Raw genomic sequence first — 19,237 nt, forward strand, 5'->3', positions numbered from 1 at the left:
TTATCTTAATAATGCCTGCCATTGTTTACCAATTGCTTCTTTTGATAAATGTGCCACACTAGATCTAGCATTCAATTTGCAATGTAAATATAAATTTTTATCCATTACCATTCTGTTCATTGCGTTTGCTAAAGCTTGTACATCGTGATTTTCTACCAACAATCCATTATGTTCATTCATAACAATTTCACTTGGACCAGATTTACAGTCTACAGAAACAACAGGAATACCCAGAGCCAAAGACTCTACTATTACTCTCGGAAAACCTTCATATCTACTCGTTAAAACTGTAAAAAAAGAGGCTTTTACATCACTATAGGGATTGGACTTAAAACCAATAAACTCAACAAAATCTCTTAATTCTAGATCATTAACTTTTTTCAAAAGTATAGCCCTATCCTTTCCATCACCTAAAATTCTTAGTTTAACATTATTTTTTGGAAGTATGGATTTTGAATAGGAGTTTAACAATAAACTAATGTTTTTAATTTCATCATCTAGTCGCCCAAAAAAGAGAATATACTTCTCATTTACATCTTTGATATCATCCTTACAATCAAAATTTTCTGATGCAGGATTATAAATTACCTCTAGATTCTCAAGATCATATTTATTTTTTAGCTTTTTTGAAATGGCTTGGGACACAGCAACTATTTTATAAGCAGATTTGTAAAGCAATCTACCCAACAAAATATTTGGATTAATATAGCTACTGGTTTTGTAACTTCTAACACAATAAATGGTTTGAGGTGCGCTATAAATTAACTTAGAGATTATAAATTCCTTTAAAAACCCAATCCTTGTTCTATTATCTATTACATAGTCAAAATTATGCGCTTTTAGGTATTTTCTAAAAACGTTAAGCCTTTGAAATCTTCCAAAAATTGAGTTATTCTTTTCCTTTAATTCTCCTAAGTTTAAGAGTTTTCCCTTATAAGGGTATTCAATGATATTTAATACAGAAATGATATGAACATCACACCCTAAATCGAACAAAATTTCAGATAAATATGCCGATGACCGTTCCGCACCACCACCACCAAGTGAAGAAACCACAATACAAATCTTTTTGGTGTTGGTTTTAATCATTTACAATTATATTTGAAAAGCAAATGTAACGATATAAATGAAGATTTTACTTGTTGGAGAATATAGCAGGCTTCATAATTCTTTAAAAGAGGGTTTAGAAAAACTGGGACATAATGTTACTATAGTTGCACCTTTTGATGGATTTAAGGCCTATGATGTAGATATACTTATTAAAAAAAAATACCAAAAAGGCTTTAAACAAAAAGTAAAGAATCTGGTTTATCGTCTATTTGGTTACGATCTTGAATCTCATAACGTTAAACAACAAATTTTAAATCTTAAACCCAAACTTAACAACTTTGACGTAGTCCAATTTATAAATGAAGCACCCTTTGGCTGCACCGCAAGTGTTGAAAATGATATTTTTACATCAATTTCTTCATGGAACAATAATGTATATTTATTGTCTTGTGGAACGGACCACATCAGTATTTCTTATGCTAATAAAGACAACTTCAGGTACTCTATTTTAACACCTTATAAAAATGGAAAAGATACATCTTTTGTTGAAGCTTATGGATTAAAATTTTTAACTACAGAGTTTGTTAAGCTTCACCAAAACATTTACAAAAGGATTAATGGAGTTATTGCTTCGGACATAGACTATCATTTACCATTAAAGAATCATCCTAAATATTTAGGCTTAATTCCAAACCCTGTTAATACAGGTATATTAAAATTCAAAAAGCCAGTGATAAAGGACCAGATTGTAATTTTCCACGGTATTAACACTCATAATTATTACAAAAAAGGTAATGATATCTTTGAAGAAGCATTAACTAGCATAAAACAGAAGTATAGTACTCGCATAAAAATTATAACAGCTAAAAGCTTACCTTACAAAGATTATATTAATACCTATGATGAGGCACATATTCTATTAGACCAAGTGTACGCCTATGACCAAGGGTATAATGCCTTAGAAGCCATGGCAAAAGGCAAAGTGGTTTTTACTGGTGCAGAACAAGAATGGTTAGACTATTATAATTTAGAGGCAGATACAATTGCCATAAATGCTCTACCAAATGCAAAAGATATTGCAGAGAAGCTTGCATGGCTAATAGATAATCCTGAAAAAATTATTGAAATATCGGTTAATGCCAGACAATTTATAGAAGAAAATCACGACTACATCATTTCTGCAAAAAAATACTTACATATATGGGAGGAGAATAAAAAATGATCCCTACACCCTATTTCTGTGTTTTGAAGTCTTATTAAAGTAATTGATAACTACAACCAGTACAATAACAAAATAAATAGCATACCTTACTAAATGGGCTATAACAACACCTTCCGTACTAAAATAATCGATAAACCAAGTGGTAAGCACATAAAACAAAATAAGGGAGATGATCTCTGTGATTACAAAGCTCTTAACCATTCGTTTTGCTAAAAATTGATGTGCTAAAATAAGACTGCACAATCTAATAAAATCGCCCAGCAATTGCCATTTAAACAAGGGTTCCATACCTTTAAAATCTGGGTATATAATATCTATAATTACATTGCGTAATAGATAGACCAAAATCATACCCAATCCAAAAATGGGTAAGATGGTTTTGTAAATATTAACCACTTCAGTTTTAAATGCTTCCTTGGTATAAATATTAGCAAATCTCGGAATGACATAAAGCGTAAATAAACCCGAAGCAAAAACCATATAGTTTTTTGATATAAAACTCACCGCTGTCCAATAGCCTGCCTCATTAATATTTATCTTATTCTCTATAAGACCTATGATACTCAATTCAATATAATTTAGCAGAAATGTAGATACAAACGACATTAAAGTAAAGGCTAGCAAACTATTTTTATAACCTAACCCAAAACCCAATTTTCTAAAATCAACAAAGCGTTTTATAACTTTTCCAAATACAACAATGATGACTATTAATTGAATGACTGGTGCTAAAGCTATCGCTAAAATGACGGCTTCTAAATTAGTATTATAAATTGCCAATAATAGAAGTATTGCTGCCAGCACATAGCTTATCAATTCTATTTTAGCGTAATTTTTATATTCAGACAACCCATTAACAATGCCATATAATGTTCTATTCAAAGCTATAAAGGGCACTATAAAAGCAATAACTTTAAACACATAAGTAAAATCATTAGATTTAAACAGAACTTTAGAAAAATAGTCAGCCCCAAAAAAAAGCACAGTTCCTGAAATAAAAGAGCCTACAAGAACAAAAACAGTAGCAGTAGAGAAGAGTTTATTTACTTCTGACGTATTGTCTTTATGCTCAGCCACATACTTAACGATACCATTAAAGATTCCTAGAGATGAAATACTGGTCAGCATTCCCATAATATTTCTAACCTGACCTATTCTGGCAATACCAACTTCGCCAAAAGTCGTTGCTAAAAGCCATTGAGTAAAACCCGAAACAACAAGTCTAAAGGTAACAACAACAGCATTAAGCGATGTAATCTTAAGCACAATGTTATCTCTAATAAATCTAGGAATTTTCATGCTTAATGTATTAATACTCGTCTATACCATCGTCATTTATAACACCAAATAAGGAACTTCCAAAAATAAGCAAGATAATGCCAAAATGCATGAGATAGCTAAGACAGTGACCCATCACTGCACCTTTTAATCCAAAAGCATCAATAAGATAAATGCTTGAAAAATACATAATCACAAATAAAAATACCTCGATAATAATAAAATGTGTAAACATCTTTTTGGCTAAGAACTTATAGGCTATAACCATAGACATCACACGCATAAAATCGCCTAGAATTTGATAACCCATTAAATCTTCTATGGGTCTAAATTCTTCAGTAAATAATAGAGTAACCAACAAACTTCTACTGAGGTAAATGACACCTAATATTATTGCGAAAACAGGAAGAACCGTTTTATAAAAACTAAACACTTCTTTTCTAAACTCAGTTTGAGTTTTTAATTCAGCAAATCTTGGCAAAATGTATAATGCCATTAATGAGTTAATAAACATAAGGTAATAGTCCGAAACTCTCGTAACTGCAGTCCAATATCCTGCTTCTTTAATTCCTATTTCTGCTATAATGTAATTTCTAATTATTATATACACAATAGGTAATGCTATTGTGGATACCAATGCCATAACCATGTTGGGACTTAGTTTTCTAAGCACAGAAATTTGAATATTAGTGATATTTATAATGGACATAAAGTTTTTTCTAAACGCAATGCCTACTATGGTAATAAGGAGGTTGAGCGCTGGTGTAATTACAACAGCGATTAATGCACCATCGATATTTTCTTGTTTAATTAAAAGAAGCGTAACGAGTAAACCTAAAATTTGCCCAGTTATATTTATAACCAGTAAAATTCTGTACTTAGAGAAGCCATTCATTATGGCAAAAACATACATGTTTAAGGCATAAAACGGAAGCACAATGGACATAGTCTCTATAACATACACATAGTTATTATTGAAAAAAATAAGATCATTAATATATTCAGCATTGTAATAACACAAAAAGGCCAATAACAAGGAAGAGAAAAAACCAAAATAAAACACTGTAGATAGTGTATTGGTTAACTTTACCAAATTATTTTTGTGTTTGCTTATAAGCTTAACAAAACCATTGTAAAGACCAGCTATTGATATGGATTGTATGGTACTAAGGAAGTTTCTTAAATTGCCAATAAGTGCCATGCCTTCTGGCCCTATAAATAAGGCTATAAACTTTGATATTAGAATACCCGCAAGAATCTTAATACTAATATTAGCGGTATTAAGACTTGCCGCTTTTACTAAAACTTCATTATTTATATAGTGAAAAAACTTTTTCAATTAATAAGCATTTAGTACCTCTATCACCCTATTAACTTCTTTACTGGTTAATACTGGACTTATTGGCAAACTTATAATTCTTTTATGAATTTCTTCGGTTATAGGTAGTATTAAATGTGAAAATCTTTGTAATGCCTTTTGTTTATGTGGTGGAATTGGATAGTGAATCAACCATCCTATTTTGTTTTGATTTAAATACTTTATAATATCCTCCCTATCATCCACTTCAATTACAAAGGTGTGAAATACATGATTTTCAGAATCGTCATAAAAAGGAAGACCTATTTTGGAGTTTCTAATCTTTTGAAGATAGCATCTAGCTACCTCTCGCCTTTTTGCATTATCCGAATCTAAATATTTTAACTTAACCCTTAAAAAAGCAGCTTGTAAATCATCTAACCGGCTATTGTAACCCATTATTTTATTTTCATATTTTACGCTACTTCCATAATTCCTCAAAAGCAAAATCGTCTCGTACAATTCTTTATCATTAGTTGTTACTGCTCCTCCGTCTCCCAAAGCACCCAAATTCTTACTTGGGTAAAAGCTAAATGCGGCTGCATGGCTCAAATTGCCGGCTTTTGGGTATTGATTATTAGGTGTTAGGTGTTTTGAACTCACAGCACCATGTGCTTGGGCAGCATCCTCAATCAACAATAAATTATGCTCATCTGCGATGGATTTTAGGCGTTCCATATCTGCTAATTGTCCATAAAGATGTACCGCAAGGATTGCTTTAACATCCTTATTCAATTTCATCTCCACCTCTTCAGCAGAAATATTATATGTTTTTGGATTAGGCTCTACAAACACTGGCTCTAAATCAGCGTGTAAAACAGACAGAATAGATGCGATGTAGGTATTGGCAGGCACAATAACCTTATCGCCTTTTTTAAGTCTTCCAATTTCTATATAGCCTTTTAAAATTAAAGTTAGTGCATCCAGACCATTCGCAGTTCCGATACAATAATCTGTACCGCAATAGTTAGCAAATTCAGTTTCAAAGGTCTTAACGTTTGGGCCAAGAATGTAATACGAAGTTTCTAACGACTTAGCAAATGATGTTTCAAGCTCTTTTCTGAATCTATTATTAATTTTATGTAGGTCTAAAAAAGGGATCATACCTGTTTTGCATTTTTAATAAAATTCGTCAATTCGAGTGGTTTTTCAGAATGAAATGATGAAAAATTGTATCGAGAATCGAATTTTATGATAAAAAACCTTGTTCTCAATAGTTCCTTTGGGTGAGATTGAAGTACTCTTTCTTGCAGAAAAAACTCGAACTGACGGTTGTTTGAATAATAATCAATTAAAACTCTCAACGGATTAATCATATAAAAAGATTCTCTAATAGCTTATAGTTTTCCGTGTCAATCTTGTAGAATCCTTGAGCGATAGAACGCGCTCCAAAGCCTTCCTTCCAATACTGCAACCCTTCATTTATACTTTGACCGTCATTTTCATTAGAAATACCAAAGTTAAAATACGATTTATCAGCAAAAACCTCCTCTAAAAGATAATGATGTAAAAAATCTAAACTTCCTAGTGTATTTTTATCTGCATTCCCGGAAATATACTGGCTATGTGCTACATGTTTTGTTTCAAAAATTGTAGTACCTGCTACAATTATATCATTGTGGTATACATTGAATTGTCTTATTTTATCTGGAAATCTGGATTTTAAAAGCTGTATTTCTTCTAAGCTATGTACTGGTTTTACATCATGCTTGTTATCTAAATTGGGCATTAATATTTCATTCCAAAACTCTTTAAATTCATTGACTTCTTTAACTATGAGATTATTTTTCTGACCTCTTTTGCAACCATTTTTTCTGCTTCTATTATAAGATTTAAATTTGAGGTCTAAAGTAGAATGCATATCCATGCGTTGTAGTTGTGCCTTTAGTTTAAAACACAAATAAGCTAATGGATTATTGGTTTGGTTATCCAAAAAAACAAAGGGTAACTCTTTTATGACAAGATTTTTTATTCCATTTTCTGCCAAATACTCTAAAACTGTTTTTAAAATAGGTATAGCATCCTGGCTCTTTAAACTCGATTTGTATATCAATCCGCCATAAGTCAAACCTTGATGAGAATACACAGTATTTTTGTCCTTATTTGCTGGCAACAATGCTATCAATTCATCATCCTTAAATAACATTAAGGAATAATCTTGAAATCTATCGCTATGATAGTCCATAAAATCTCTTAGGAATAGAAATGTTTGTTGGTTGCTATCTAAAGCAAATCCATTCCATTCATTTTTAAGAGATGGTTTATATTGTAAAACCTTGAAGTTTTGCATCTATCAAAAATAAACTAAAAGGTTGAAAAATAAGATTTTTTAATTATTCTCGATTTTTTCAAGTATATAAAAATTACAATTCTTTTATTTTATAAATAAATCTATTGCTTCTTTTAACATAAGCAAACTCAATTATTCTATATTAGCTAAAAAATACATACTGTTGTTTACCGATATAAAAAACAATCCTTTTAAATATATCTTCATTTTGGTTCTCATTTTCTATATGGTTTGTTATGGACTATATGGAATTGAAGAAGGAGATATGGGCTCTATTTTTGGTATATCGTGGAGTATATACAATGGGTACTTTCCTCACAGAGACTTTGTTTATATAAAACCAGCCTTTTCACCTTTTTTTCATTCCTTACCTTTATATATTTCAGAGGACTATGCTTATTTAATAAATAGGTATTTTTATTTTATACAAGTGTTTACATACTCTTACTTGTCAACTCTTATAGTATTTAATTACTTAAAGCTTTCAAAAAAACACCTCTTTTTTATAGCCACAATTGGAGCTATTGTATCTGTTCATAATTATCCTCCAATGCCTTGGAATACTGTTGATGGTATCTTCTTTAGCGTAGTTGGTCTTTATTTCATTATTAAAAACAAAGAAAAATGGTGGTCCATTTCAGTTGGAGCCCTTTTCCTTTTCTTAGGTGCACTTTGCAAACAATCTTTTTATTTCTTTCCCATCATTATTGCTTTGTTTTTGATTTACCATAAACAAATTAGAGCGTTTATAATTCTAGCTATTAGTGGTATAATATATACCTTGCTGTACCTCTTGTTATTTTGGTGGCAAGGAGCTCTTGAGCCTTTTATAAATCAGATGTTTAGTTTCACAACAGGTTCAAGTTTAATTGGCACAGGAATTAAATCTTATTATCTGGCAGTAAAATTTAACCTCATAGCTGTTATTATAGCGGTTTTAGGTGTATGGTTTTCAAAAAAGTATTTGAAAGGTCACACTTCTTACTTTCTTGCTAACATCATTATTGTTATTGTTTTTCTATGGCTATATTATAAAAATCAAAGTTTATATTATTCTGCAAAGTATGGCATAGTGCACCTTTTGTGGCTTTTTGGTTCATTATACGTTTTAATAAAGAGCTTAAAAAATTCTAAATACACCATTATGGTGGTATTATTTTCATTAGCATGGTGCGCCTCCATAAGTAATGGTTATAATACTCCGATTGATTTTTCTACACCAACAGTTATCACTTTAGCATTGTTTTTTCTCGGTGAATTACGGTCAATAAAACAATGGAGTGCATTAATTATTACTACTCTTTATATCGGCACTTTTTTTTATGGATATCAATATCCATATAGAGAGAAACACAGAAGTGAACTTAATTATAATTTAGGAGAAATATTCCCTAGATTAAAAGGAATACATACTAACAAAGATAGATATGATAAGTTCGATGAGTTAAAAGAGTTATCTAGTCGTTATAACAACTTTACAATTCTACCATCAATGACCTTGGGTCACTATATTACGGACACAACTAATCCAATAGGCGTAGATTGGGTTTTTAATCATCATCTTGCTGACCAACTTGAAGATTACAAACATATGCTAAATGACAAAGACCTGACTATCTTTTTAGAGAATTTTGAGAATCATATAGACAATTACGAAGAAAGTTCTCTACTAACTATGTATGTAGCTAAAAATTGGAAACTTATTGAGAAGAAAAATCATTTCAGAGTATACCAAAAACCATAAGTAAATAAAACAATAATTTTGTAGTATGAACTTTCAAAAAGATTTACTCTCTCTAGTAATCCCTCTATATAATGAGGAAGAAAACATAAAACCACTACTTTCGAATATAGATAACGCACTAAATGAATATAATATAGAAGTTATTCTAGTTAATGATTTTTCTACAGACAAAACGGTTAATATTATTAAAAATTTATACCACCCAAAAGTAAAGCTAATCGAACTCCGAAAAAATTATGGTCAGAGTTCGGCTTTGGCTGCTGGCATAGACAATGCTGAAGGTAAACACATAGTAACCCTAGATGGAGATTTGCAAAATGACCCTAATAATATACCTGCTATGCTTCAAAAGTTGCATAGTGAAAATTGGGATGTCATAGTAGGCATTAGAAATCACAGAAAAGATAGTTTTTTAAAAAAACTACCGTCTAAAATTGCGAACTTCTTAATAAGAAAAGCTACAAAACTTAACATAAAAGATCATGGGTGCGCCTTAAAGGTTTTTAAAAAGAATATTGCTAAAGAATTAAATCTTTATGGTGAAATGCACCGTTTTATAGGGTTATTAGCGTATCTTAATGGTGCTCGAGTAGGTGAAATAAATGTAAATCACAACAGAAGAATACATGGAAAATCTAAGTATGGCTTGGGACGAACTTTTAAAGTGATAAATGATATTCTTTTAATCTTATTTCAACGTAATTACTTACAAAAACCATTATATCTTCTTGGAAATCTAGGGATACTCTTTTTTTGTATTGGAGCTATAATTAATATATACTTGCTAATCGAAAAAATATTAGGCAATGATATTGGAGACAGACCACTTCTAATATTAGGTGTTTTAATTTTGCTTGTTGGCGTACAACTCTTTACAACAGGTATAGCTATAGATTTACAAATGCGCACCTATTACGAAACACAAAATACGAGACCTTATAAAATTAGGGAAATTACAGATTTTAAACAAAAGGAAGAAACACTCTAAAATGATTTTATCTTACTCTTTCCTCTTAACCAAATAATTCCATAGCCTTTAAAAAAATAAAAGAGAAACACCCTAAAGCATTTCTCTTTTAAATATTACCTAATTATATAACTATATTCTGAAACTACACTTCGATGCTTCGACTCCGCTCAGCACAGGCTAGCTCAGTGTGACAGTTCAGAATGACAGGTCTTTTTCTACAAACTCTTATTTCGCTTACGATCTACCTCTTTTAATAAAATTTTACGCAATCTTAAATGATTTGGTGTTACCTCAACGTATTCGTCTTTTTGTATGTACTCTAAAGCTTCTTCTAAAGAAAACTTAATTGCTGGTACAATTTTAGCTTTATCATCCGCACCTGCTGAACGTACGTTACTTAATTTTTTAGTTTTGGTAACATTAACCGTCATATCATCTCCACGAGAGTTTTCACCAATGACTTGTCCTTCATAGATATCTTCTCCTGGATCTATAAAAAACTTTCCTCTTTCTTGTAATTTATCAATGGAATAAGGAATTGCAGTACCATTCTCCATAGATACTAAAGAACCATTTAAGCGTTCAGGAATTCCACCTTTTAATGGTTGATACTCTTTAAAACGATGCGCCATAATAGCTTCACCTGCTGTTGCTGTTAGTAATTGATTACGTAATCCTATAATACCACGAGAAGGTACTATAAATTCACACACCATACGGTCGCCTTTGGCTTCCATACTTAGCATTTCACCTTTACGCATCGTTACCATTTCAATGGCTTTACCAGATACATTTTCTGGTAAATCAATCGTCATTTCTTCAAAAGGCTCGCACTTAACACCATCAATTTCCTTAATGATTACTTGTGGCTGACCAATTTGCAGCTCGTAACCTTCGCGACGCATGGTCTCTATCAATACAGATAGGTGCAATACACCACGACCAAACACCATAAACTTATCAGCACTATCAGTCTCCTCTACTCTTAGTGCTAAGTTCTTTTCTAGCTCTTTAGTAAGGCGTTCTTTTATATGTCGAGAGGTTACATATTTACCATCTTTACCAAAAAATGGCGAATCGTTAATGGTAAATAACATACTCATTGTAGGCTCATCGATGGCAATGGTTTTTAAACCTTCAGGATTTTCAAAATCAGCAACTGTATCACCAATTTCAAAACCTTCTAAACCAACAATGGCACAAATATCTCCCGTTTGTACTTGATCTACTTTTAAACGGCCTAAACCTTCAAAAGTATGCAATTCTTTAATCTTACTTTTTACGATAGAACCATCTCTCTTTACCAAAGAAATTGGTTGACCAGCCTTTAACGTTCCTCTAGTTAAACGACCAATAGCGATACGTCCTGTAAAGCTTGAAAAGTCTAAAGACGTAATCAGCATTTGGGTAGTACCTTCTTCAATTTTTGGCTCAGGAATATGCTCTATCACCATATCTAACAAGGGTTCAATATTTTCAGTTGGCTTTTGCCAGTCTTCACTCATCCAGTTGTTCTTAGCAGAACCATAAACTGTTGGGAAGTCTAATTGCCACTCTTCTGCACCAAGTTCAAACATTAGATCAAAAACTTTTTCGTGCACTTCATCTGGCGTACAGTTTTCCTTGTCCACTTTATTTACCACAACGCAAGGCTTCAACCCTAAATCGATAGCTTTTTGTAACACAAAACGTGTTTGAGGCATTGGGCCTTCAAAAGCATCTACCAAAAGTAATACACCATCAGCCATATTTAATACACGTTCTACCTCGCCGCCAAAATCGGCGTGACCAGGTGTATCAATGATATTGATTTTAGTGTCTTTGTAAACCACAGAAACGTTCTTAGAGGTGATTGTTATACCTCTCTCGCGTTCTAAATCATTGTTATCGAGAATTAAATCTCCAGTGTTTTCGTTTTCACGAAACAACTGACAATGGTACATAATCTTGTCTACCAAGGTGGTTTTTCCGTGGTCAACGTGCGCAATAATTGCAATGTTTTTAATCTTCGTCATAACTGATGCTGATTTTAAGCGCGCAAAGGTACGTCTTATTCTTATCAATTCGTTAATTATATGTTATATTTTAAAAATGAGACAATTTGAGTTTGTAACTTGTCGTTGTAGAAATTGATTAATAGTAAAAGCCTTAAAAATCAACCGCTAATTGGGCTGTTTACGCCTGCCTATCGGCAGACAAGTCTGAACCCTTAATTTTTAAAACAGATGAATGCAATTAGCAAGTACACCAAGTTTATTCCATATCTTTATTTTATTAGCATAGTAGCATATTGGTTTACTACAGTTAATAGAAGCGAAGGTATTTCTGCATATCCTATTTTATTGTTTGCTATTCCTTTTTTGTGGCAGTTAATTAAACCAAATAGAAACCTTAACTTCTCGCTAGGTATTGTATTTGTTTGCTTGTCCTCTTATTTAATCCTTGCCTATATATTTAACTTACTGAATATTATGAATTGGTCAGAATCTGCCAAGCGCTTGCTCTTTTATGGTGGTGTATTGGTTTTTGGAAACTTTATAATGTCGCTTTGGATAATAAGAAATAGCATAAAAAAGGAGTTTTAAAATGTTATCTTTGTGACCTAACATTAAAGTCTTAAGCCTTGATAACTATTCCACAATTAAAACACACAGATTCTGATAACTTCTTTTTGCTTTGTGGCCCTTGCGCTATTGAAGGTGAAGATATGGCATTGCGTATTGCTGAAAAGGTAGTTTCGATTACTGACAAACTAGAAATACCTTACGTATTTAAAGGTAGTTTTAAAAAAGCTAATCGTAGTAGGATTGATAGTTTTACAGGTATTGGAGATGAAAAAGCCTTAAAAATATTGAAGAAAGTTTCGGAAACTTTCAATATCCCAACTGTAACAGACATCCATGAAGTTTCTGATGCTGCTAAAGCTGCTGAATATGTTGATGTTTTACAAATTCCTGCTTTTTTAGTGAGACAAACAGATTTAGTTGTTGCGGCTGCTAAAACAGGTAAGGTTGTAAACCTTAAGAAAGGGCAGTTTATGAGTCCTGAGTCTATGAAACACGCTGTACAAAAAGTAAAAGATTCTGGCAGCGATAAAGCTTGGATTACCGATAGAGGCACTATGTTTGGGTACCAAGATATGATTGTAGATTTTAGAGGTATACCAACAATGCGTCAGTACGCACCCACGGTTTTGGATGTAACACATTCTCTACAGCAACCTAACCAAACTGTTGGAGTTACTGGTGGACGACCAGATATGATAGAGACCATTGCAAGAGCTGGTGTGGTAAATAATGTAGATGGATTATTTATAGAAACACATTTTGATCCTGCTAATGCTAAAAGTGATGGTGCTAATATGTTACATTTAGATAATCTTGAAGGGTTGCTGACAAATTTAGTAGCTATAAGAAAATTAGTTTCTAGTTTTTAAGTTACTTTTTTTCTTACCCAGAATAAGCTTGAAGGGATTCGTATTAATCTCTAATTGTTTTTCCAGCACATAGACTATTACCTCATCATTAATATCGTCTACAGATTTGTAACGCAATGAACGAACAGATTTTCTATTAGTATCAATAAAATATTCGGTATATTTTTCTAATTTTTCAAAATGCCAAAAGGCTAAATCTACATAGTCTTTGGACTGGTTCAAAAAACAAATAGGAATACCGTTATTATAGTAAAACGGAATGCGCCATTTGTACAATAACTCTGCACTGGGTGCAACAGCTCCTATAATGGCCTGAAGTTGTAACAAGATAGATTTATAAGGTTCTTCTTGTTTTAGAATGTAGGCTTCTGCTGGATTCAAAATTGGAATAATTTTTGTCTAATTTAGCAATATGAAAACATATTTACTAATCTTATTTCTGCTTTCAGTGCAACTTAGCTTAGCTCAGGACTTTGCTAAAATTGATTCTGTAGTAGCCACGTATCCAAATAATTTTGACTCTATTGAAACATTTACGAGCAAAATAGAGTTAGACTTTAAAACCGATTTAGAGAAGGTAAGAGCTGCTTATTTCTGGATAGCTAATAATATTATGTACGACTACGATAGCGCTAATAGCGTTAGGGTTAGCGGGTATCATTATAATGATGATAGTGAACTTGAAAAAATTCAGATGAAATACGCAGCTAATGTTCTTAAGGATAAAAAAGCTGTCTGCGAGGGTTATGCGCAATTATTAAAATACACTTTAAAAGCATTAGAAATAAAGTGCGAAGTCATTGATGGCTATGCCAAAACAGATATTAAGGAAATTGGCAAGGTAAAAAATGAAGAAAACCATGCTTGGAATGCAGTATATCTAAACAAGAAATGGCAACTTATTGATGCCACGTGGTCAACGGGAAACGAAGAAAATAAACCAAATCATTTTGATTTTAACGATGTATATTTTCTCATAGAGCCAGAGCATTTAGTGTGGAGTCATTTTCCCGACGATAAAAAATGGCAACTAATAAAGAAGCCTATATCAATCCTAGCTTTTTTTTATTCACCAATCATCCATTCAGGATTTTACAACTCTGATTTAAAATTATCAAAGATGGTAGGTACACTAAAGTCTAGCAAAACCCTCAAAATCGTATTTGATTCAATAAATTCCGATAAACTTTATTATTATCAATATACAGAAGCTTCTTTAAACCTAGAGCCAATTACTTTAATTAAAAAAGGAGACAAACATATTGCCGAAATACCATACAACTATGATAATGGTAAGGAGCTAATTATTTATGCTGATAGCCACGCCTGTTTAGCTTTTAAAATCATTTAAAACAATTGAATTAAACCAATTACAATTAAACCGATACCAATTACAGCCTTAAACGGCATTAGTTTTTCCGATAATTTTCTAAGACTGGTTTCCAAAGATGGTACTTTTCCAAAAGCTTGGGTTAACAATAGTATACCACCCAAGATGCTCACAATGTTAAATAATAAACCATCCCAGAATTCTAATATGGCCAAAATGACTAATCCAAGCCCTATAGCTGTTTGAAATGGAGCTAAAAACCCAGCGATTTTATTAAAAAAATTGCTCTCACCATCCCATTTATCTAACGTCGCTAGTCCAAGTAGTATACCACCTGAAATATTGGCTATTGCTAAAAGCAGTTCTATCATAACGCTTTAATTATAAGTGCTTAAAATATAAATTTAGTTAATATCTTCTAAAATTGTTTTGTTAAAACCAAATAAATTTAATTACTTTGTATTTCAAAGTACTTTTAATTATGAGCAACGAAGACTATCTAAAAGACATTAGCGAGATTAAAGATTTAATGAATAAATCGTCTCGCTTCATATCATTAAGTGGCTTATCTGGTATTTTAGCAGGAATATACGCTTTAATTGGTGCTGCTGTTGCCTATTGGTTAGTTATAAATCATAGCGGAGGTCTTCTTTATATTTTTCATGGTTGGGTATTTTGGACCTGTATGGCAGTACTGGCAATGATTGCAATTTTGAGTGTTATAACTGGTGTTATACTTACAACACGCAAAGCGAGACAAAACAATGAAAAAATTTGGGATAACTCATCGCGTAGGCTCCTACTCAACTTTTTAATACCGCTTGTAGTTGGTGGTATATATTGCCTCATTATTTTAGACCAAGGACGTTATGGACAAACTGGTGGTTTAATGCTCATATTTTATGGTTTAGCTTTGGTAAGTGCCTCAAAGTATAGTTTGGGAGATATTAGATATTTGGGATATATTCAAATCGCACTTGGGTTAATTGCAAGTTATTATCCTGGTTATGGATTTTGGCTTTGGGTAATAGGATTTGGAATAATGCATATTGTCTACGGCACTTGGATGCATTTTAAGTATGATAGGAAGTAGTTTACAGTTGCCATTCACAGTTTTCAGTAACTTTACATTAAATCTTGTACCTTGAATATTATTTCAAACATAAATAAGCTTTTTGACCATAGAATCCGGCTAGGTATTATGTCCATTCTCATGGTTAATGAGTATGCTGATTTTAATACATTAAAAGAATTACTAGGTGCTACGGATGGTAACTTGGCAAGTCATACAAAAGCATTAGAAAATGCAGAATACATATTAGTTGAAAAACAATTTATTGGTCGTAAACCAAATACCAGATACAGTGCCACTAAACTCGGCAAAGCCGAATTTAAAAAACATATTGAAGCTTTAGAAAAGCTTATAAAAAAGACATAATATTTCGACTGCGCTCAATACGACGCATATTTTTTTATCATTTTACTTTGTTTTTCAAAGTACTTTTAATTAATCAAAACTATGAAACAATTTATTCTAATCGCCTCAGCACTATGCTTTAGCATTTTGTTTTACGATAAGCAAATTGGGCTTAACCTTTTTTTATTCAGCTTGCTATCTGTCATTATTCTTGCCATAAATAATACTGACGATTTTAAGAGCAAAAAGAACATAGGCTATGCTGGCATTTATCTTGCTACAGGACTTGCAGTCTTTTTTCATGACTCTGCGCTTGCTATTATCGCAAATAGTATATCGTTCTTTACACTCATTGGATTATTGTCTCAACATAAATCATCTATTTATGTCAACTGGCTCAATGGATTATACACAACTATTGCAGGATTATTTCACCGAAATTTCACAGTAAACGAGGCCAAGCAAACAGTAGAATCACAAAAAGAAATTGATTATGTTCATTTAGCTAAAATCGTTTTAATTCCTGCAGCGATTGTCATCATATTCATTGGTTTGTACCAAAACGGAAACCCAATTTTTAATGAACTTATTGAAAAGATTGATTTTGGTTTCATCAACATTCAATGGTTGTTATTTGCAGGTCTTGGCTACTATTTATTTTTAAACATTCACAACCCAATTGTAGTAGAGCCTGCTACATCACAGGACTTAAAAACTGGTAACCTTCTATTTAAAACAAAAGATTTTTCAATTCCAATTTTAAAACAAGAAAACCAGCTAGGCATCATTCTAATAGCCTTACTCAACGTGCTTATTGTAATTTTTCTAATAACAGATATCACTTTTATCTTAACAAACGAAGAAGTTCGCGGTTCGGTTTTCTCAAATCAGGTGCATAGCGGCATTAATGCTTTAATTGCATCTATAGTTATTGCAATAATTATTCTGCTTTATGTTTTTAGAGGTAATCTTAATTTTTACAAAGAGAATAAGACGGTAAAAAACTTAGCCTTCACATGGATCATTCTTAACGTAATATTGGTGCTAAGCATTGCAGTAAAAAATAGTCAATATATCTATTATTTTGGGTTAACCTATAAACGTATTGGTGTTTTAGTCTACCTTATTTTAACCTTAACAGGACTTGTTACTACACTTATAAAAATCGACAAAACAAAAAACATTTGGTATTTGTTTCGATTAAATACTAAGGCTGCATTTGTTGTATTGGTTATCGCAGCAATGATTAATTGGGATTACCATATTACCAACTACAATTTTAATTATGCTAAATCCATGGATATTAATTATCTGATTGACTTGTCCGACAACAACACCTTACTATTAAAAGAAAAAATAGAAACTAAAGGAATTGAAAACAAAAGTATTTATCGCATTGAGGAAAAGTATAAAAACTACACTATGGAACTATATACTAATTCTTGGCAAGAGCTTCAATACGATAACTTAAAACTAAACCGCAGGTAACATGATTGTATTACTAATTTTTGGTATATCATTTATTTTGTTGGCAACTTATACAATAATAAGAATCAGTATTGCTTGTGTGTTTTGGTCCTTCAGTACATCAACTGATGCTATGCAAATATTTAAACGCTGTTTCCCTTACTACATCATTACCTTAACATCGATTTGTTTGGCATTCATTGTTGCTTTCAACAAAGAACCAATTGTTATATACTATGTCTCATCAGTCTATTTTTTAGCCCTATTTCTCTGGAGAAGAAAAATTAAAACTTATAAAAAAACTTTTGCCGTTGAACCAAATCAAACCCATCTACCATGAACAACCTATTTAAAACAATAAAGTACCTCAGAAAACAACTCATCATTTGGTTGTTTGAAAATTCCCAACGCATCTATACAAGGCTATTTAAGCATCACGAATCATGGCATATCTCAAAATCCGATTTATTAAAAATGCCCAAACCATCTTTTGGAAGGCACTTAGGAGATTTTTTAAATAAAAATAATTTTGAACTGATTCCTAAAGTAGAACGTCATGATTGCTACCATGTACTATGCGGTTACAGTACAAATGTTGAAGATGAAATTGCACTACAATGTCTGTGCTATGGCAATGGAAAGCGAAGTCTTTATTTATATGGAGCCATTATACTTGGTGTTACTATCCTACCAGATTATTATGCATACTATTACAAATCTTATAAAACTGGTAAGAGCGCTAATCCTTTTCATCATTTCGATTATAAAAAACTATTACATGTTTCTATTGAAGATTTTAGAAAAACTATTTTTTCTAAACCTGAATTGTACAATTTAAACCTCATCCAATCATGACAAATCATCTATTCGTGAAATTTAATACTATGATAAATATTGAAGAATACTCCTTCAAGTCCCATCAAGGGGACAGTCCTAAAATAAACATGGGAAAATGTCCCTTTGAGGGGACTTTAGGAGTGTAGAATTAAAAGTAATAAATCAATATGAAAACGTTCAGAATAATAGTACTAATTATAATAACTATCTGCTTAGGAATTTTTGGCACTTATCACTGGATGAGTTTTAAAACCAGACATCAAGTTTATGATAGTGTAAACGACATACCGAAAAACAAAGTTGGGTTGTTACTTGGCACTGGAAAATATGCAGCAAGCGGAACTATTAATCTATTCTATAAATATCGAATTGATGCCGCAGTAATGCTTTATAAGTCAGGAAAAATCGAATACATTTTGGTAAGTGGCGATAATAGCAGAAAAGATTACAACGAGCCTTCCGATTTTAAGAATGATTTAATAGCCAAAGGTATTCCTGAAGATAGAATCTTTTTGGACTATGCAGGTTTTAGAACTTTAGATTCTGTTGTGAGAGCCAAAGAAATTTTTGGGCAAACCAATTTCACTGTTATTTCACAGAAATTCCACAATCAACGTGCTGTATACATTGCAAAACATTTTGGTATTGATGCTGTAGGTTTTAATGCCAAAGATGTTTACAAGGCAAGTTTTCGAGAATACTTAGCACGCTCTAAAGCTAGTTTAGACTTAGTTTTTAACGTACAACCCAAATTTTTAGGAGAAAAAATCTCAATTCAATGAAAGTAACTGTCTCAAAAACATAAATCATGGACTGTCACATTGAGCAATGGTTAAAAA

General features: G+C 32.0%; 20 protein-coding genes. 12 read left to right on the forward strand and 8 right to left on the reverse strand.

What is annotated here, in order from left to right; genetic code table 11:
- The gene (locus tag BWZ20_RS05085; RefSeq protein WP_076617197.1) at positions 1-1,089 is read right to left on the reverse strand and encodes a glycosyltransferase; all 1,089 of its coding nucleotides are present in this window, start codon (positions 1,087-1,089) and stop codon (positions 1-3) included.
- A 37-nt stretch (positions 1,090-1,126) separates the two neighbouring features.
- Here BWZ20_RS05085 and BWZ20_RS05090 point away from each other — a divergent pair, with 37 nt between their 5' ends.
- Positions 1,127-2,272, forward strand: coding sequence for a glycosyltransferase (locus BWZ20_RS05090; protein ID WP_076617200.1), 1,146 nt, complete (start codon positions 1,127-1,129; stop codon positions 2,270-2,272).
- A gap of 3 nt (positions 2,273-2,275) precedes the next feature.
- On the opposite strand, the gene BWZ20_RS05095 is transcribed toward BWZ20_RS05090, so the two are convergent.
- From BWZ20_RS05095 to BWZ20_RS05115, 4 genes are all read right to left on the reverse strand, one after another.
- Entirely contained in the window at positions 2,276-3,571 is a 1,296-nt protein-coding gene (locus BWZ20_RS05095; RefSeq protein ID WP_076617203.1) for an O-antigen translocase, read from the reverse strand.
- 10 nt (positions 3,572-3,581) lie between these two features.
- Positions 3,582-4,889, reverse strand: coding sequence for an O-antigen translocase (locus BWZ20_RS05100; RefSeq protein WP_076617206.1), 1,308 nt, complete (start codon positions 4,887-4,889; stop codon positions 3,582-3,584).
- A complete protein-coding gene (locus BWZ20_RS05105) occupies positions 4,890-6,011 on the reverse strand; it encodes a DegT/DnrJ/EryC1/StrS family aminotransferase (protein WP_076617208.1) in 1,122 nt (373 codons plus the stop codon).
- Positions 6,012-6,219: 208 nt separating this feature from the next.
- Positions 6,220-7,197, reverse strand: a complete 978-nt coding sequence (locus BWZ20_RS05115; RefSeq protein WP_076617213.1) for a GNAT family N-acetyltransferase — start codon at positions 7,195-7,197, stop codon at positions 6,220-6,222.
- A gap of 163 nt (positions 7,198-7,360) precedes the next feature.
- On the opposite strand from BWZ20_RS05115, the gene BWZ20_RS05120 reads away from it, so the two are divergent.
- Positions 7,361-8,941: a hypothetical protein gene (locus tag BWZ20_RS05120; protein ID WP_157358325.1), complete on the forward strand. Its 1,581-nt coding sequence runs from the start codon at positions 7,361-7,363 to the stop codon at positions 8,939-8,941.
- Positions 8,942-8,966: 25 nt separating this feature from the next.
- Positions 8,967-9,929, forward strand: a complete 963-nt coding sequence (locus BWZ20_RS05125; protein ID WP_076617219.1) for a glycosyltransferase family 2 protein — start codon at positions 8,967-8,969, stop codon at positions 9,927-9,929.
- 197 nt (positions 9,930-10,126) lie between these two features.
- On the opposite strand, the gene typA is transcribed toward BWZ20_RS05125, so the two are convergent.
- A complete protein-coding gene (gene typA, locus BWZ20_RS05130; protein ID WP_076617222.1) occupies positions 10,127-11,926 on the reverse strand; it encodes a translational GTPase TypA in 1,800 nt (599 codons plus the stop codon).
- A gap of 210 nt (positions 11,927-12,136) precedes the next feature.
- Here typA and BWZ20_RS05135 point away from each other — a divergent pair, with 210 nt between their 5' ends.
- Positions 12,137-12,496 (forward strand): hypothetical protein, encoded by a 360-nt coding sequence (locus tag BWZ20_RS05135; RefSeq protein ID WP_076617225.1) that lies wholly within the window; start codon positions 12,137-12,139, stop codon positions 12,494-12,496.
- 47 nt (positions 12,497-12,543) lie between these two features.
- The gene (gene kdsA / locus BWZ20_RS05140) at positions 12,544-13,347 is read left to right on the forward strand and encodes a 3-deoxy-8-phosphooctulonate synthase (protein ID WP_198034980.1); all 804 of its coding nucleotides are present in this window, start codon (positions 12,544-12,546) and stop codon (positions 13,345-13,347) included.
- On the opposite strand, the gene BWZ20_RS05145 is transcribed toward kdsA, so the two are convergent.
- A complete protein-coding gene (locus tag BWZ20_RS05145) occupies positions 13,330-13,728 on the reverse strand; it encodes a DUF1801 domain-containing protein (RefSeq protein ID WP_076617232.1) in 399 nt (132 codons plus the stop codon). The two genes, kdsA and BWZ20_RS05145, sit on opposite strands and share 18 nt — an antisense overlap.
- Before the next feature lie 31 nt (positions 13,729-13,759).
- Between BWZ20_RS05145 and BWZ20_RS05150 the strand changes: the two genes are divergently transcribed.
- Complete coding sequence (locus tag BWZ20_RS05150; RefSeq protein WP_076617234.1) at positions 13,760-14,698, forward strand: transglutaminase domain-containing protein; 939 nt, start codon at positions 13,760-13,762, stop codon at positions 14,696-14,698.
- Here the strand turns inward: BWZ20_RS05150 and BWZ20_RS05155 are convergent.
- Positions 14,695-15,048, reverse strand: a complete 354-nt coding sequence (locus BWZ20_RS05155; RefSeq protein ID WP_083677153.1) for a hypothetical protein — start codon at positions 15,046-15,048, stop codon at positions 14,695-14,697. The two genes, BWZ20_RS05150 and BWZ20_RS05155, sit on opposite strands and share 4 nt — an antisense overlap.
- Before the next feature lie 110 nt (positions 15,049-15,158).
- Here BWZ20_RS05155 and BWZ20_RS05160 point away from each other — a divergent pair, with 110 nt between their 5' ends.
- The 6 genes from BWZ20_RS05160 (at position 15,159) to BWZ20_RS05185 (ending at position 19,180) form a co-directional block, all read left to right on the forward strand.
- The gene (locus tag BWZ20_RS05160; protein WP_076617237.1) at positions 15,159-15,770 is read left to right on the forward strand and encodes a hypothetical protein; all 612 of its coding nucleotides are present in this window, start codon (positions 15,159-15,161) and stop codon (positions 15,768-15,770) included.
- Between the two features lie 51 nt (positions 15,771-15,821).
- Positions 15,822-16,115 carry a winged helix-turn-helix domain-containing protein gene (locus tag BWZ20_RS05165; protein ID WP_076617240.1) on the forward strand — a complete coding sequence of 98 codons (294 nt, stop codon included), beginning with the start codon at positions 15,822-15,824 and terminating at the stop codon, positions 16,113-16,115.
- Between the two features lie 81 nt (positions 16,116-16,196).
- Positions 16,197-17,582, forward strand: coding sequence for a DUF4153 domain-containing protein (locus tag BWZ20_RS05170; protein WP_076617243.1), 1,386 nt, complete (start codon positions 16,197-16,199; stop codon positions 17,580-17,582).
- 1 nt (position 17,583) lies between these two features.
- The gene (locus BWZ20_RS05175; protein WP_076617246.1) at positions 17,584-17,901 is read left to right on the forward strand and encodes a hypothetical protein; all 318 of its coding nucleotides are present in this window, start codon (positions 17,584-17,586) and stop codon (positions 17,899-17,901) included.
- Positions 17,898-18,416 carry a Coq4 family protein gene (locus BWZ20_RS05180; protein WP_076617249.1) on the forward strand — a complete coding sequence of 173 codons (519 nt, stop codon included), beginning with the start codon at positions 17,898-17,900 and terminating at the stop codon, positions 18,414-18,416. The genes BWZ20_RS05175 and BWZ20_RS05180 overlap by 4 nt, the downstream gene beginning before the upstream one ends.
- 149 nt (positions 18,417-18,565) lie before the next feature.
- Positions 18,566-19,180: a vancomycin high temperature exclusion protein gene (locus BWZ20_RS05185; protein ID WP_076617251.1), complete on the forward strand. Its 615-nt coding sequence runs from the start codon at positions 18,566-18,568 to the stop codon at positions 19,178-19,180.
- Positions 19,181-19,237: the final 57 nt, after the last annotated feature.

The organism is Winogradskyella sp. J14-2, assembly GCF_001971725.1.
Lineage (GTDB): Bacteria > Bacteroidota > Bacteroidia > Flavobacteriales > Flavobacteriaceae > Winogradskyella.